At 70.3% G+C, this 14,474-nt stretch carries 9 protein-coding genes; 8 read left to right on the top strand and 1 reads right to left on the bottom strand.

Annotated features, from left to right (window positions below; all coding sequences use genetic code 11):
* Positions 1-15 precede the first annotated feature (15 nt).
* The 8 genes from metK (at position 16) to ALA01S_RS01355 (ending at position 13,353) form a co-directional block, all read left to right on the top strand.
* Positions 16-1,194: a methionine adenosyltransferase gene (gene metK, locus ALA01S_RS01390; protein ID WP_066330991.1), complete on the top strand. Its 1,179-nt coding sequence runs from the start codon at positions 16-18 to the stop codon at positions 1,192-1,194.
* Between the two features lie 323 nt (positions 1,195-1,517).
* Entirely contained in the window at positions 1,518-2,138 is a 621-nt protein-coding gene (locus tag ALA01S_RS01385) for a DUF2760 domain-containing protein (protein ID WP_066330987.1), read from the top strand.
* A 32-nt stretch (positions 2,139-2,170) separates the two neighbouring features.
* A complete protein-coding gene (locus ALA01S_RS01380) occupies positions 2,171-4,057 on the top strand; it encodes an Hsp70 family protein (protein WP_066331211.1) in 1,887 nt (628 codons plus the stop codon).
* A complete protein-coding gene (locus ALA01S_RS01375; RefSeq protein ID WP_066330980.1) occupies positions 4,054-6,849 on the top strand; it encodes an Hsp70 family protein in 2,796 nt (931 codons plus the stop codon). The genes ALA01S_RS01380 and ALA01S_RS01375 overlap by 4 nt, the downstream gene beginning before the upstream one ends.
* 516 nt (positions 6,850-7,365) lie before the next feature.
* Positions 7,366-8,703 (top strand): dicarboxylate/amino acid:cation symporter, encoded by a 1,338-nt coding sequence (locus ALA01S_RS01370; RefSeq protein ID WP_066330977.1) that lies wholly within the window; start codon positions 7,366-7,368, stop codon positions 8,701-8,703.
* A 93-nt stretch (positions 8,704-8,796) separates the two neighbouring features.
* Positions 8,797-10,656, top strand: a complete 1,860-nt coding sequence (locus tag ALA01S_RS01365; RefSeq protein WP_238455655.1) for a sensor histidine kinase — start codon at positions 8,797-8,799, stop codon at positions 10,654-10,656.
* Positions 10,653-12,095 carry a sigma-54-dependent transcriptional regulator gene (locus ALA01S_RS01360; RefSeq protein WP_066330971.1) on the top strand — a complete coding sequence of 481 codons (1,443 nt, stop codon included), beginning with the start codon at positions 10,653-10,655 and terminating at the stop codon, positions 12,093-12,095. Before ALA01S_RS01365 ends, ALA01S_RS01360 begins: the two co-directional genes overlap by 4 nt.
* A 283-nt stretch (positions 12,096-12,378) precedes the next feature.
* Entirely contained in the window at positions 12,379-13,353 is a 975-nt protein-coding gene (locus tag ALA01S_RS01355; protein ID WP_066330970.1) for a transglycosylase SLT domain-containing protein, read from the top strand.
* Between the two features lie 11 nt (positions 13,354-13,364).
* On the opposite strand, the gene ALA01S_RS32495 is transcribed toward ALA01S_RS01355, so the two are convergent.
* Positions 13,365-14,294: a hypothetical protein gene (locus tag ALA01S_RS32495; RefSeq protein WP_157118694.1), complete on the bottom strand. Its 930-nt coding sequence runs from the start codon at positions 14,292-14,294 to the stop codon at positions 13,365-13,367.
* Between the last annotated feature and the right edge of the window lie 180 nt (positions 14,295-14,474).

Genomic DNA, 14,474 nt, shown 5'->3' with positions numbered 1-14,474 from the left:
CAGGAGTGTAAAAAAGTGGCGAACGACTACCTGTTCACCTCGGAGTCCGTCTCCGAAGGCCATCCCGACAAGGTCGCGGACCAGATCTCGGACGCGATCCTCGACGCGATCTTCCAGCAGGACCCGCGCAGCCGCGTGGCGGCCGAGACGCTGTGCAACACCGGCCTCGTGGTGCTGGCCGGCGAGATCACGACCAACGCGCACGTGGACTACATCCAGGTCGCGCGCGACACCATCAAGCGCATCGGCTACGACAACACCGAGTACGGCATCGACTACAAGGGCTGCGCCGTGCTCGTGGCCTACGACAAGCAGAGCAACGACATCGCCCAGGGCGTGGACCACGCCAGCGACGACTACCTCAACATCGGCGCCGGCGACCAGGGCCTGATGTTCGGCTACGCGTGCGACGAGACGCCCGAGCTCATGCCCGCGCCCATCTACTACGCGCACCGCCTCGTGGAGCGCCAGGCCCAGCTGCGCAAGGACGGCCGCCTGCCCTTCCTGCGCCCGGACGCCAAGAGCCAGGTCACGATGCGCTACGTGGACGGCAAGCCCCACAGCATCGACACCGTGGTGCTCTCCAGCCAGCACGCGCCGGAGATGAGCGACGGCACCAAGATGAAGCCCGCCTTCATCGAGGCCGTGGTCGAGGAGATCATCAAGCCCGTGCTGCCCAAGGAGTGGCTGCACAACACGAAGTACCTGGTCAACCCGACCGGCCGCTTCGTCATCGGCGGCCCGCAGGGCGACTGCGGCCTGACCGGCCGCAAGATCATCGTGGACACCTACGGCGGGGCCTGCCCCCACGGCGGCGGCGCCTTCTCGGGCAAGGACCCGACGAAGGTGGACCGCTCGGCCGCCTACGCCGCGCGCTACGTGGCCAAGAACATCGTGGCCGCGGGCCTGGCGCGCCAGTGCCAGATCCAGGTCGCCTACGCCATCGGCGTGGCCGAGCCCATGAACGTCACGGTCTACACCGAGGGCACGGGCAAGCTCCCCGACGAGCGCATTGCCGAGATCGTGCGCGAGGTCTTCGACCTGCGCCCCAAGGGCATCATCCAGATGCTGGACCTGCTGCGCCCCATCTACGGCAAGACCGCCGCCTACGGCCACTTCGGCCGCGACGAGCCGGAGTTCTCCTGGGAGAAGGCCGACAAGATCGCCGTGCTGCGCGACCTGGCCGGCAAGTAATTCAGGCAGCCACACCGGCCCTTCCCCCTCGGGAAGCCGCCGGCGGCGCCGCTTGGCCCCCCCGACGCCCGCCCCGGGCTGCCCAAGCGCAGCGCGGGACGGGCGTTTCGCTTTACCGCCTGTGCCACCGCCTGTGCCGCCGCCCGCACAGCCGCTGCAGGCCGCCCCGCGGCGCCCCGGCTCCGGGACTTCCCTAGGACTTCCCTAGAATCGGCCGGATGCCCTGGCGCCGCGCCCCGGCCTTCGCCGCCCGCGCGCCCTTGCCCGACTTGCCGGCACCCCCTGCCGGAACCTCTTGCCGGACCACCACGGAGAACCCGCTGATGCCCACCCCCAGCCAGGACCCCAAACCGTCGTTCCTGCGCCGCATTCCCATGGCCTTCGGGGCCTTCTTCAGCCTGCTCGGCAACGCCGACAAGGCCGCCCGCTACGAGCGGCTGGACGAGCCCCCCGCACCGCCCGTGGCGCCGCCACCGCCCGCCCCCGTGGCCACGCCCAAGCCCACGCCCGCCCCGGCGCCCGTGCCTGCTCCTCCGCCACCGCCGCCCGTGGTGCTGCGCGAGGCCACGCCCGACGCCGCGCTGCAACTGCTGGCGCTGCTGCAGCGCGAGGGCCGCTTCATCGACTTCATGCAGGACGACATCAAGGGCTACGCCGACGCCGACATCGGCGCGGCCGTGCGCGTTGTCCACGAGGGCTGCCGCAAGGTGCTCAAGGAGCACTTCCGCATCGAGCCCGTGCGCAGCGAAAACGAGGGCAGCCGCATCACGCTGCAGCCCGGCTTCGACGCCGCCAGCGTCAAGCTCACCGGCAACGTCGTCGGACAGCCCCCCTTCACCGGCACCCTGAGCCACCGCGGCTGGCGCGCCGCGGAAGTGAAGCTGCCCAAGCTGGCCGAGAAACATGACGCGCGCGTGCTCGCGCAAGCGGAGGTGGAGCTGTGAACGACGAAACGAATTTCAACGACGACGACGCCGTGCAGACCCAACAAGACCAGGGCCAGAGCGCCGGCCCGCGCTACGCGATCGGCATCGACCTGGGCACCACGCACTGCGCGCTGTCCTGGGTGGACGTGCAAGGCAGCGACGGCGAGAAGACCGTCCAGGGCTCCATGGACATCCCGCAGCTCACCGCGCCCGGCAGCGTCGAAGACCGGGCCCTGCTGCCCTCCTTCCTCTACCTGCCCCACGCCGACGAGCTCGCCCCCGGCGACATGGCACTGCCCTGGAGCGCCGACCAGGATTACATCGCCGGCGACCTCGCCCGCAGCCGCGGCGCGACCACGCCCATCCGCCAGGTCTCCAGCGCCAAGAGCTGGCTGGGCCACACCGGCGTGGACCGCCGCGCGGCCATCCTCCCGGCCGGTGCGCCGCCGGAAGTGAGCAAGGTGTCGCCGGTGACGGCCTCCATCCGCTACCTGGAACACCTGCGCAACGCCTGGAACCAGGCCCACCCCGAGGCGCCGCTGGAGCAGCAAAGCCTCACGGTGACGATTCCGGCCTCCTTCGACCCCGCCGCGCGCGAGCTCACCGCCGAGGCCGCCACCGCCACCTTCGGCAGCCAGTTCACGCTGCTGGAGGAGCCGCAGGCCGCGCTCTACAGCTGGATCCAGGGCAGCGCCGGCGGCTGGCGCAAGCAGGTGAAGCCCGGCGACGTGATCCTGGTCGTGGACGTGGGCGGCGGCACCAGCGACTTCAGCCTCATCGCCGTGGTCGAGCGCGAAGGCAACCTGGAGCTGCACCGCGTCGCCGTGGGCGACCACATCCTGCTGGGCGGCGACAACATGGACCTGGCGCTGGCCCACGTCGTGGCCAGGAAGCTGGCCGCCGCCGGCACCACGCTGGACCCGTGGCAGATGCGCTCGCTCACCCAGGGCTGCCGCGTCGCCAAGGAGGTGCTGCTGGCCGACCCCGAGGCGCCGGCACAGCCCATCGTCGTTCCCAGCCGCGGCTCGCGCCTGATCGGCGGGACGATACGCACCGAGCTCACGCGCGAGGAAGTCAGCGCCACGCTGGTGGAAGGCTTCTTCCCGCAGGTGGGCGCGGACGCGCGGCCCATCACCCGCACCCGCGCCGGCCTCACGCAGGTGGGCCTGCCCTACGCGCAGGACGCGGCCGTCACCCGGCACCTGGCCGCCTTCCTGGCCCGCCAGGCCGGCGCCACGGCCGACCTGGAAGGCTTCAACCACGCCGCCCCGGAAGACGCGACCTTCCTGCACCCGACGGCGCTGCTGTTCAACGGCGGCGTGTTCAAGTCGGACCTGCTGGCCGAGCGCGTGCTCCAGGTGCTCAACGGCTGGCTGGAGGGCGAAGGCGCCCCCGCGGCCCGGCTGCTCGAAGGCGCCGACCTGGACCGCGCCGTGGCCCAGGGCGCGGCCTACTACGGCTACGTGCGCCGCGGCCGCGGCGTGCGCATCCGCGGCGGCACGGCGCAGGCCTACTACGTGGCGGTGGAGTCCGCCATGCCGGCCGTGCCGGGCATGGAGCCGCCCATCTCCGCGCTGTGCCTGGCGCCCTTCGGCATGGAGGAAGGCACCGAGGCCGACGTGCCGGAGATGGAGTTCGGCCTGGTGGTGGGCGAGCCCGTGCACTTCCGCTTCTTCGGCTCCAGCGTGCGCCGGCAGGACCAGGTCGGCACGCTGCTGGACTTCTGGGCGCCGGACGAGATCCATGAGCTGGAGGAGATCCAGGCCACGCTGCCCGCCGAAGGCCGCACCCCGGGCGAGGTCGTGCCCGTGAGCCTGCAGGCCCGCGTGACCGAGACCGGCACGCTGGAGCTGTACGCCCTGCCGCGCGACGGCAGCGCGCTGTGGAAGGTGGAGTTCGACGTGCGCGGCAGCGAAGGAGCCGCCGCACAGGCATGAACAAGCCCGGCGCCGCCCCCAACGCCCCGGCCCTGGTCGGCATAGACCTGGGCACCACGCACACCGTCGTGGCTTGGGCCGAGGCCGGCGCCGGCGACATCCACCTCTTCGAGGTCGACCAGCTCATCGCGCCGGGCGAGATCGGCCGCCCCGCGCTGCTGCCCTCGCTGCGCTACCACCCCGCGCCCGGCGAGCTGCCGCCGCAGGCGCTGCAACGGCCCTGGCCGTCGGAGGAGCCCGCCGTCATCGGCGAGCTGGCGCGCCGCCTGGGCGCGCAGGTGCCGGGCCGGCTGGTCGCCAGCGCCAAGAGCTGGCTGTCGCACGCGGCGGTGGACCGGGTCGCCCCCATCCTCCCGTGGGGCGCCGAGGCCGACGTGCCCAAGGTGTCCCCGCTGGCCGCCAGCGCCAGCTACCTGGCGCACGTGCGCGCGTCGTGGAACACGCGCTTTCCCGACCGGCCGCTGGAGTGGCAGGACATCGTGCTCACGGTGCCCGCCAGCTTCGACGACAGCGCGCGCCAGCTCACCGTGGAGGCCGCGCGCGAGGCCGGCCTGCCGCAACTGCGGCTGCTGGAGGAACCGCAAGCCGCCTTCCAGGACTGGGCCTTCAAGCACCGCGACGACCTGGCCGCCGCCTTGGGCGGCGCGCGCCTGGTGCTGGTGTGCGACGTGGGCGGCGGCACCACGGACCTGAGCCTCATCCGCGTGGCCGAGGGCGGCAAGAAGCTGGACCGCATCGCCGTGGGCCAGCACCTCATGCTGGGCGGCGACAACGTGGACCTGGCGCTGGCCCACCTGGCCGAGCAGCGCCTGGGCGGCGAGCGCCTTTCCGCGGGCCGCCTGACGCAGCTCGTGGAGCGCTGCCGCGTCGCCAAGGAAACCTTGCTGGCGGCCGACGCGCCGGCCAGCGCCAACGTCACGCTGCTGGGCGGCGGCAGCCGGCTCATCGGCGGGGCCAGGACCGTCACGTTCACCCGGGAGGAAGTGCAGGCGCTGGCGCTGGACGGCTTCTTCCCCCATGTCGCGCCGGACGAGCCCGTGAAGCGCAGCCGCGGCGGGCTGGTCGCCTTCGGCCTGCCCTACGCGGCCGACAGCGCCGTCACGCGCCACGTCGCCGCCTTCCTGCGCCAGCACGCCGACGCGGCGCGGCAGGCGCTGGGCACGGCCGACCCCTTCCCCGTGCCGGACGCGCTGCTGCTCAACGGCGGCGTGTTCAAGGCGCACGCCATCGCGCAGCGGCTGCTGGACGTGCTGTCCGCTTGGCGCGGTGAACCGGTGAAGCTGCTGGCCAATGCCGACCCCGACCTGGCCGTGGCGCGCGGCGCCGTCGCGCACGGCCTGGCGCGGCGCGGCGCGGCGCCCAAGCTGGGCGGCGGCTCGGCCCGCGACTACTGGCTGCGGCTGGACGAGCACCAGGCCGTGTGCGTGCTGCCGCGCGGCACCGAGCCGGGCGTGGACGTGCCGCTGCGCGGGCGCCGCTTCGCGCTGCGCGTGGGCCAGCCGGTGAATTTCACCTTGCTGTCCAGCGTGGGCGGCGCGCCGGCGCGGGCGGGCGATTTGCGGGATCCGTCCGACGGCGAGCTCACGCCGCTGCCGCCCGTTTCCACCGTCGTCCAGGCGTCAGACCAGCGGCGCGAGCTGCCGGTGCTGCTCTCGGCCTCGCTGACGGAAGTCGGCACCCTGGCGCTGCAGGCGGCGGACGAGGGCGGACAGCAGCACGCGCTGGAATTCCGCCTGCGAGGCTTGAAGCCTTCAAGCCTCGCGTCCGGAAACCCGGACGCCGCCCTTCACCCCCGGCTGGACGAGGCGCTGGAGCGCCTGGCGCGCGTCTTCGGCCCGCGCGCCAAGGACGTGACGCCCAAGGAAGTGCGGCAGTTGCGCACGGCGCTGGAGCAGCTTTTGGGCGCCCGCGAGCGCTGGAGCCTGCCGCTGCTGCGCCGGCTGTTCGACGCGCTGCTGCAGCACGCGCGCGGGCGCCGCCGCAGCGCGGACCACGAGCGGCTGTGGCTCAACCTGGCGGGCTGGTGCCTGCGCCCGGGCTTCGGCTTCGCCGCCGACGACTGGCGCGTGCAGCAGCTCTTCATGCAGTACGACGCCGGCGTGCAGCACCGCGGCGACGCGCAGCTCGCCGCCGAGTGGTGGACGCTGTGGCGCCGCGTGGCCGGCGGGCTGGACGAGGCCGCGCAAGGCCGGCTGCTGCAGGATTTCGCGTTCAACCTGCAGGGCGAAGGCGAGCGTCCGCCCGGCCTGGTGCCTGCCGGCCGGGACGACATGCTGCGCCTGGGCGCGGCGCTGGAGCGCATCCCGGCCGAGTACAAGGCCGAGATCGGCGACTGGCTGCTTGGGCAGTTGCCGCAGGCTGGGAACGCCGCGTCCGGAAAACCGGCTTCCAAGGCGAACAAGGCGAAAACGGGCGCGGCCAAGAGCGCGTCACCGGCAGCGCTGGAGCTGTGGACGCTTGGGCGCCTGGGCGCGCGCGTGCCGCTGTACGGCAGCGCGCACACCGTGGTGGCGGTGGCGGCGGCGCAGCGGTGGATAGAAGCGCTGCTGGCGCTGGACTGGCGCGTGTCCACCGCGGCGCCGCTGGCCTGCGTGCACTTGGCGCGGCGCACGGGCGACCGCTCGCGCGACGTGGATGAAGCCTTGCGCGAGCGGCTGCTGGCGCGGCTGCGCGAAGCCGGCGTGGCCGGGCACGGGCTGGAGCTGGTCAGCGAAGTGCGCGCGCTGGACGAGGCGGCGGAGCAGCAGGCCTTTGGCGAGGCGCTGCCGCCGGGGTTGAGGTTGCTGGCCTAGGGCGTCTGGCTGGGCGAGGACCGATTTCTTCGCTCTGCTCTTTACTTCGCTGTGCCGCGAAAGCGTGGCGCTTTCCGGGAGGCCTGTCCGGTAGTCGCCTCCCGTGAGCCAGGGCGCTTCACCCTCTATTCCGTCATGCCCGCGAAAGCGGGCATCCACGAACGCCGAGGTGCGCCCTCGAACCCGCAGCACGGCAAGCCAACGTTTGCGCGCCAGCGCATTGGTAGAGGTGGATGCCCGCTTTCGCGGGCATGACGGATCAGGGAACGTGGCGCCTGTGCCAAAGGGCTGACGAATATCGGCAGTACCCCGCTGCCGGCCTTACCCCGTCCGGAATCCCGGACGCCCCTGCGTCCGCCCGTCCGGTCCACCGGCCCGCGCACCGCGTCGCGGCAAGCGCCGTTCCTTGTAAATCAAGGACTTAAGGCAAGCCGCCGTCCTGGCACCGCGCTTGCACAAGCACTCCTTGCTCGGCCACCCCTGTTCCTCCACCAACGGCCGTCCGAGGAGACATTCATGGACGTTGTCCAGAAAAAACCCATCTACAAGTCGCTGTACGTGCAGGTGCTGGTGGCCATTGCCATCGGTGTGCTGCTGGGCCACTTCTACCCGGAGACCGGCGCGGCCATGAAACCGCTGGGTGATGGCTTCATCAAGCTCATCAAGATGATCATCGCCCCCATCATCTTCTGCACCGTGGTGGTGGGCATCGCCGGCATGGAAGACATGAAGAAGGTCGGCAAGACCGGCGGCCTGGCGCTGCTGTACTTCGAGATCGTCTCCACCATCGCGCTGCTGGTGGGCCTGGTGATCATCAACCTCGTCAAGCCCGGCGCGGGCATGAACGTGGACGTGAGCCAGCTCGACACCAAGAGCCTGGCCGCCTACACCAAGCCCGGCGCCATGCAGAGCACCACCGACTTCCTGCTCAACGTCATCCCGAGCACGGTGGTCGATGCCTTCGCCAAGGGCGAGATCCTGCAGGTGCTGCTGTTCGCCGTGATGTTCGGCTTCGCGCTGCACAAGTTCGGCGGCCGCGGCACGCTGGTGTTCGACTTCATCGAGAAGTTCTCGCACGTGCTGTTCAGCATCGTGGGCTACATCATGAAGGTCGCCCCCATCGGCGCCTTCGGCGCCATGGCCTTCACCATCGGCAAGTACGGCGTGGGCTCGCTGGTGCAACTGGGCCAGCTCATGGCCACGTTCTACGCCACCTGCCTGCTGTTCATCTTCGTGGTGCTGGGCGCCATCGCGCGCGCCAGCGGCTTCTCCATCCTGAAGTTCATCAAGTACATCAAGGAAGAGCTGCTGATCGTGCTGGGCACCTCGTCCAGCGAATCCGTGCTGCCGCGCATGATGGCCAAGATGGAGAACCTGGGCGCGCGCAAGAGCGTGGTGGGCCTGGTCATCCCGACCGGCTACTCCTTCAACCTGGACGGCACCTCCATCTACCTGACGATGGCGGCCGTGTTCATCGCCCAGGCCACCAACACCGACATGACGATCTCGCAGCAGATCACGCTGCTGGCGGTGCTGCTGCTGACCTCCAAGGGCGCCGCCGGCGTCACGGGCAGCGGCTTCATCGTCCTAGCCGCCACGCTGTCCGCCGTGGGCCACGTGCCGGTGGCGGGCCTGGCGCTGATCCTGGGCATTGACCGCTTCATGTCCGAAGCGCGCGCGCTCACCAACCTCATCGGCAACGGCGTGGCCACCGTGGTCGTGGCCAAGCTGACGGGCGACCTGGACAGCGACCGCCTGCGCCGCACGCTCAACGGCGAGACCGTGGCCGAGGCCCAGGAGCCCGAGGCCGTGCTGGACGCCAGCGAGGCCCACATGCCCGCGACCGCCCGCTAAGCGCGAGCCAGCGCGTATGCTGCGCGCCGCCGTGGCCGACCTTGCTGTCGGTCGCCGCGGCGCGCAATGCTTTTCGCAGCCTACTTTTCTCCCTTGAAACCCCGCGCCCTGCTGGCCTGGAGCGGCGCCTGCGTGGCGCTGGTGGCGGCCTGCGCCTTCACCGGCCACCGCCTGGCCTGGCGCAGCGGGCTGGCCTCGCTGCAGGAGCAGGCGCAGCACCGGCTGGACCTCGTCGCCACCGGGCTGGACGCGCAGCTCGCGCGCTTCGACTACCTGCCCTCGCTGCTGGAGACCACGCCGCAGGTGCTGCAACTGCTGCGCGCGCCGCGCAACGAGGCGCTGCGCCACGACGTCAACGCCACGCTGCGCGGCATCAACGCCACGGCCGGCGCCGACATGCTCTACGTCATCGGCCGCGACGGCATGGTGCTGGCCGCGGGCGACGCCGGGCAGCCGGGCTCGCCGCTGGGCCTGGACCTCTCCTTCCGCCCCTACGTGCGCGACGCGCTGGCGCAGCAGCGCGGGCGCTTCTTCGGCGTGGGCATCTCCAGCGGGCGGCCCGGCTACTACCTCTCCTTCGCGCTGGCGCCGCCGCCGGCCTTCGAGGCCCCGCCGCCGGCCCCGCTGGGCGTGGCCACGGTCAAGGTCAGCCTGGAGGCCACCGAGCAGGCCTGGCGCAAGCTGCCGGGCCAGGTGCTGGCGCTGGACGAGCGCGGCGTGGTGATCCTGGGCACGCGCGAGGACTGGAAATACCGCCCGCTGCGCCCGCTGGCCGCCGCGGCGCTGAAGGAAACCACCGTCGCCCGCCCCTACGGCGGCGCGCCCTTGAAACCGCTGAGCTGGCAGGAGCGTGAAACCCTGGCCGACGGCAGCCGGCTGCTGGCGCTGGAGGGCGGGCGCTACCTGGCCTCCGAGCGCACGCTGCAGCGCGCGCCCTGGCGCCTGGTGGTGCTGGACGAGCTGGCCCCGCTGCAGGCCGACGCGCGGCGCATGGCCCTCACCGGCGCGCTGGCCGGGCTGCTGCTGCCGCTGCTGGCCTTTGCCTGGCTGCAGCGCCGCCGCGCCCTGCAGCAGCAGCGCGCCAGCCGCGCCGCGCTGCAAATGGCCTACGACAGCCTGGAAGCCCGCGTCGTGGAGCGCACCGCCGAGCTGCGCGCGGCGCAGAACGAGCTGGTCCACGCCGGCAAGATGGCCCTGCTTGGGCGCATGTCGGCCGGCATGGTGCACGAGCTCAACCAGCCGCTGGCGGCCATGCGGACGCTCGCCGACAACGCCTGCGTGCTGCTGCAGCACGGCCGCACCGCGGACGTGGAAGGCAACCTGCAGCGCATCGCCAAGCTCGTGGACCGCTTGGGCGCGCTCACCCATCGCCTGAAAAGCTTTGCCCACAAGTCGCAGCAGCCGCCGGCACCGGTGGCGCTGCAGCCGGTGGTGGCCAATGCGCAGTTCCTGCTGTCGCGCCGGCTGCGCGAGGCGGGCGTGGAGTTCGAAGTGGACATCGCGCCCGTGAAGCTGCAGGTGCTGGCCGACGAGGCGCGGCTGGAGCAGGTGCTGGTGAACCTGATGGCCAACGCCGTGGACGCCATGGCCGCGCACGCGGGCGCGCCGGGCGAGCCCGCCCCGGCGCGGCGGCTTTGCGTGCGCGCGCGGCCGCACGGGGACCACGCGCGGCTGGAGGTGGAGGACAGCGGCCCCGGCATCCGCGAGGACATCCTGCCGCGCCTGTTCGAGCCCTTCGTCACCAGCAAGCCCGCCGGCCAGGGTCTGGGCTTGGGCTTGATGATCTCCGCCCACATCGCCCGCGAGTCCGGCGGCACGCTGGCCGCGGAGAATCGCGCCGAAGGCGGGGCGCGCTTCGTGTTCATGCTGCCGCTGGCGCCGCCTGCAACCGGCGCGTCCGCCCCTACGGCGGCCCCCGCCGCCGCCGACCCCCATCAGCACCCGATTTCATGACCGCTCCCCTGCCCGCCGCCGACACCCCCATACGCGTCCTGCTGGTGGAGGACGACGAGGACGTGCGCCTGGGCAGCGCGCAGGCGCTGATGCTGGCGGGCTTCGGCGTCATCGAGTGCGGCAGCGTGGAGGAGGCGCGGGCGCACGTGCAGGCCGGCGCGCCGCTGGTAGTGCTCAGCGACGTGCGGCTGCCGGGCCTGAGCGGCCTGCAGTGGCTGGCCGAGGTGCAGGCCGTGGACGCGCAACTGCCCATGATCCTGGTCACCGGCCACGGCGACATCGCCATGGCGGTGGGCGCCATGCGCCAGGGCGCCTGGGATTTCATTGCCAAGCCCTGCAGCGCCGACACCCTGGTGTCGGCCGTGCGGCGCGCGGCCGACAAGCGCCGGCTCACGCTGCAGGTGGAGCAGTTGCGCGCCCAGCTCGAAGGCCGCCGCGGCGTGGAGTCCACGCTGCTGGGCGGCTCGGTGCTGATGGAGCGCGTGCGCGCCAAGGTCGCGGCGCTGGCGGCCACCTCGGCCGACGTGGTGATCTATGGCGAGACCGGCACCGGCAAGGAGCTCGTCGCCCGCTGCCTGCACGAGCAGGGCCCCCGCCGCGGCGCCAACTTCGTGGCCCTGAACTGCGGCGGTCTGCCGGAGAACCTGGCCGAGACCGAGCTGTTCGGCCACGAGGCCGGCGCCTTCACCGGCGCCAGCAAGGTGCGCATCGGGAAGCTGGAGCACGCCAAGGGCGGCACGCTGTTCCTGGACGAGATCGAGAGCATGCCCATGGGGCTGCAGGTGAAGCTGCTGCGGGCGCTGCAGGAGCGCAGCATCGAGCGGCTGGGCTCCAACGTGGCGCGCCCCATCGACTGCCGCGTGGTGGCCGCCGCCAAGGAGGATTTGCAGCGCGCCAGCGAACAGGGGCGCTTTCGCGCCGACCTGTACTACCGCATCGGCGTGGCCTTCGTGGAGCTGCCGCCGCTGCGCGCGCGGCGCGAGGACATCCCGCTGCTGTTCGAGCAGTTCACGCTGCAGGCGGCCAGCCGCTACCAGCGCGCGGCGCCGCTGGTGACGCCGGCGCAACTGGCGGCGCTGATGGCGCACCCCTGGCCCGGCAACGTGCGCGAGCTGCGCAACGTGGCCGACCGTTTCGTGCTGGGCCTGCTGGACGACAGCCTGCTGCCGGGCAGCGGCGCGGGCATCGCCCCGTCGGCCACGGGCCTGGCGCCGCCGCCGGGCGTGGCCGCCGAGCCGGCAGGCGACGCCGGCGCGCCCATGCGCCCGCTGCCGCAGCAGCTCGAAGACTTCGAGCGCGCCGTCATCACCCAGGCGCTGCGCCAGCACGGCGGCGAGGTGGCGGCCGCGGCGCGCGCGCTGGGCATCCCCAAGCAGACGCTGCACGACAAGCTCAAGCGGCTCAACGTCTCGGCGGCGGAGTTCAAGGCGCAGGCTTGAGCCTGGGCGGCCGGCGCTTGGGGTTGGGCGCAGCCCTGTCCTGCCCATAGACCCTTGCGCACTCCTACAAGCCGCGCGGGCGCGGCAACCGTTCGCTTCGGGGGTTGTCCGCGGCGGCGGGGATGGGGAACCTGCCGACCTCTGCCCTCGGCCGCGCCATCGCACGATGCGGTCCGTCAATCACCCTGAAGTTGGATTGGTTTCACCTGCAGTTCCCCGCCGACCTCCCGCCGCAGTTCCTCCCGCCGCTGCTGAGTTTCCATACCCAAGGAGCCGTCCGACCATGACTCACGCCTTGCTCAAGCGTTGCGCCGCTGCCGTGCTGTCGCTCTGCAGTGCCGTCGCGGCGCAGGCGGCCTCCCCCGCGGAAGACCCGGAAGCGCGGCTGCAGATGGCGCTGCTGCTGCGCGCCGACGCCGAGCGCTACGAGAAGGGCGACGGCGTGCCGCGCGACCCGGCCTTCGCCGCCGCCATGTACTGCCGCGCCGCGCGCGGGGGGGATGCGGAGTCGCAGTTCCGCCTGGGCTGGATCTACGCCTACGCGCGCGGCGTGCCGCGCAACGACGCTTGGGCGGCCTACATGTTCAAGCTGGCGGCGGACAAGGGCATTCCGCAGGGCGTGGAGATGCTGAAGATGGTGGGTGGCTCGGCGCCGGAGATGCCGGACTGCATGATCCCGCCCGCGCCGCCGCCGGCCGTGATCACCATGGTCAACGGCGCGGCGAGCGCGCAGGGCCTGGTGGCCGACCCGGCGCAGCGCGCGCGGCTCTTCAACACCGCGCCCAAGAAAGTGGTGGACCTGGTGAAGAAGCTCGCGCCCAAGTACTCGGTGCAGCCGGAGCTGGCGCTGGCCATCATGCGGGCCGAATCCAACTACGACCCGGCGGCGGTGTCGCCCAGGAACGCGCAGGGCCTGATGCAGCTCATCCCCGCCACGGCCGAGCGCTTCAACGTGCGCGACCCCTTCAACGAGGAGCAGAACGTGCGCGGCGGCCTGGCCTACCTGCGCTGGCTGCTGGCCTACTTCGAAGGCGACCTGAAGCTCGTGGCCGCCGCCTACAACGCGGGCGAAGGCACGGTGGACCGCTACCTGGGCGTGCCCCCTTACGAAGAGACGCGCAACTACGTCAGCAAGGTGCTGGAGTCCGCGGGCCTGACCAACCACCCCTACGACGCCAAGATCACCCGGCCCTCGCCGCGGCTGGAGCTCATCCGCAAGCCGCGGGTGGAGGCGGTGGGGTTGAGGCGGGGACGGTAACGTTCCGCCTATCAGGCCATGGCATTGCGAGTTGACCGACGCTGATACACGGCACCCATCAAGCCCAAAGCAAGACCGACCAGTGCCAGACCATTTGGCTCCGGCACCGGCGTTACAGGTGGAGAGCTTGATGGAATGCCAACAGAAAGTCCCAAAGAGTTTCCATCCGCTCCGCTTCCAGGCCGTGTCCACTGTATGGTCGTAAAAGTGCCATTCAATTGAAAACTTCCATAAGCTGAGGAAGTTGGCGAACCGCGACTTTTGTCAGTGAAATATCCTTCATCATGGTTTTTCATGTCATTGTCGCTGACCACATTATCGTAAGCCACCATATTAAACCCGGACAACACGGTTGCGGAAACGTCACCAAGAAAATTGTAGTACCTGTAATCCAGGTTATATACATGAAAAATTGGATTCTCGACTTCCCTTGAGAACGAAAGTGTATACACTGCCTGCTCGCTCCATGACTCCACCCGGACAAAATCATTTTTTCCAGGCAAGGCAGCCGCATACACATCGGCAGCGGTTGCACCGCCATAGAACGTTGAAAACAACGAGCTGTTTTGAATGACCGCTGCCTTGGAGCGCGTATCGTTGTAGTTGGTCAAGGAAAGAGTCACATCGACGTTCCCTTCAGAAGTTGCAATGACGCCTGTGACCATTGATCTGGTCAGACCAGTCCATTCATTCGTATAAGCAGGAGAGGCATGAACAGTACCTGCAGCACATAAGAACAAAGCACAAAAAATATCTCTCACATATCCCCCTGAAGTTCTTGAATTAGTCAAAAAGAAGTAAGTAACCCAATAGCCGGTCACCGAGCAGATCTTATTCAAAAACCCGGAAATCAATTGAGACCAAAAAGAGTTCCCAAAGGCAATCCCAAAAAAAACCGAAATAATCAGAAATCTATCGCCTATTAGCCAAAAAAACAGCACACAACACACCCATGTCATTGCACCTCAATTTTCACGATGCCTACAACATGGAAAGAATTTCAGTACAGAACTGATGAACTCTGGACAGACACTGGCCGCGTTGAGCTGCCTGTTGAAAGCCAGCGTGAGGCCCCATGGTGCGCCGCGATTCGGCCGCGTCCAGCATCGACCCGCCCTTGC

It is taken from the genome of Azohydromonas lata NBRC 102462, from assembly GCF_001571085.1.
GTDB classification, from domain to species: Bacteria; Pseudomonadota; Gammaproteobacteria; order Burkholderiales; family Burkholderiaceae_C; genus Azohydromonas; species Azohydromonas lata.
Note: the sequence above shows the minus strand (reverse complement) of the source record. Positions and strands in the feature narration are given on the sequence as shown.

Bases quoted from the DNA above. Each gene is read 5' to 3' on its own strand.
- ALA01S_RS01385 (WP_066330987.1), top strand. From the start codon at position 1,518: ATGCCCACCCCCAGCCAGGACCCCAAACCGTCGTTCCTGCGCCGCATT.
- ALA01S_RS01360 (WP_066330971.1), top strand. From the start codon at position 10,653: ATGACCGCTCCCCTGCCCGCCGCCGACACCCCCATACGCGTCCTGCTG.
- ALA01S_RS01355 (WP_066330970.1), top strand. From the start codon at position 12,379: ATGACTCACGCCTTGCTCAAGCGTTGCGCCGCTGCCGTGCTGTCGCTC.
- ALA01S_RS01375 (WP_066330980.1), top strand. From the start codon at position 4,054: ATGAACAAGCCCGGCGCCGCCCCCAACGCCCCGGCCCTGGTCGGCATA.
- ALA01S_RS01370 (WP_066330977.1), top strand. From the start codon at position 7,366: ATGGACGTTGTCCAGAAAAAACCCATCTACAAGTCGCTGTACGTGCAG.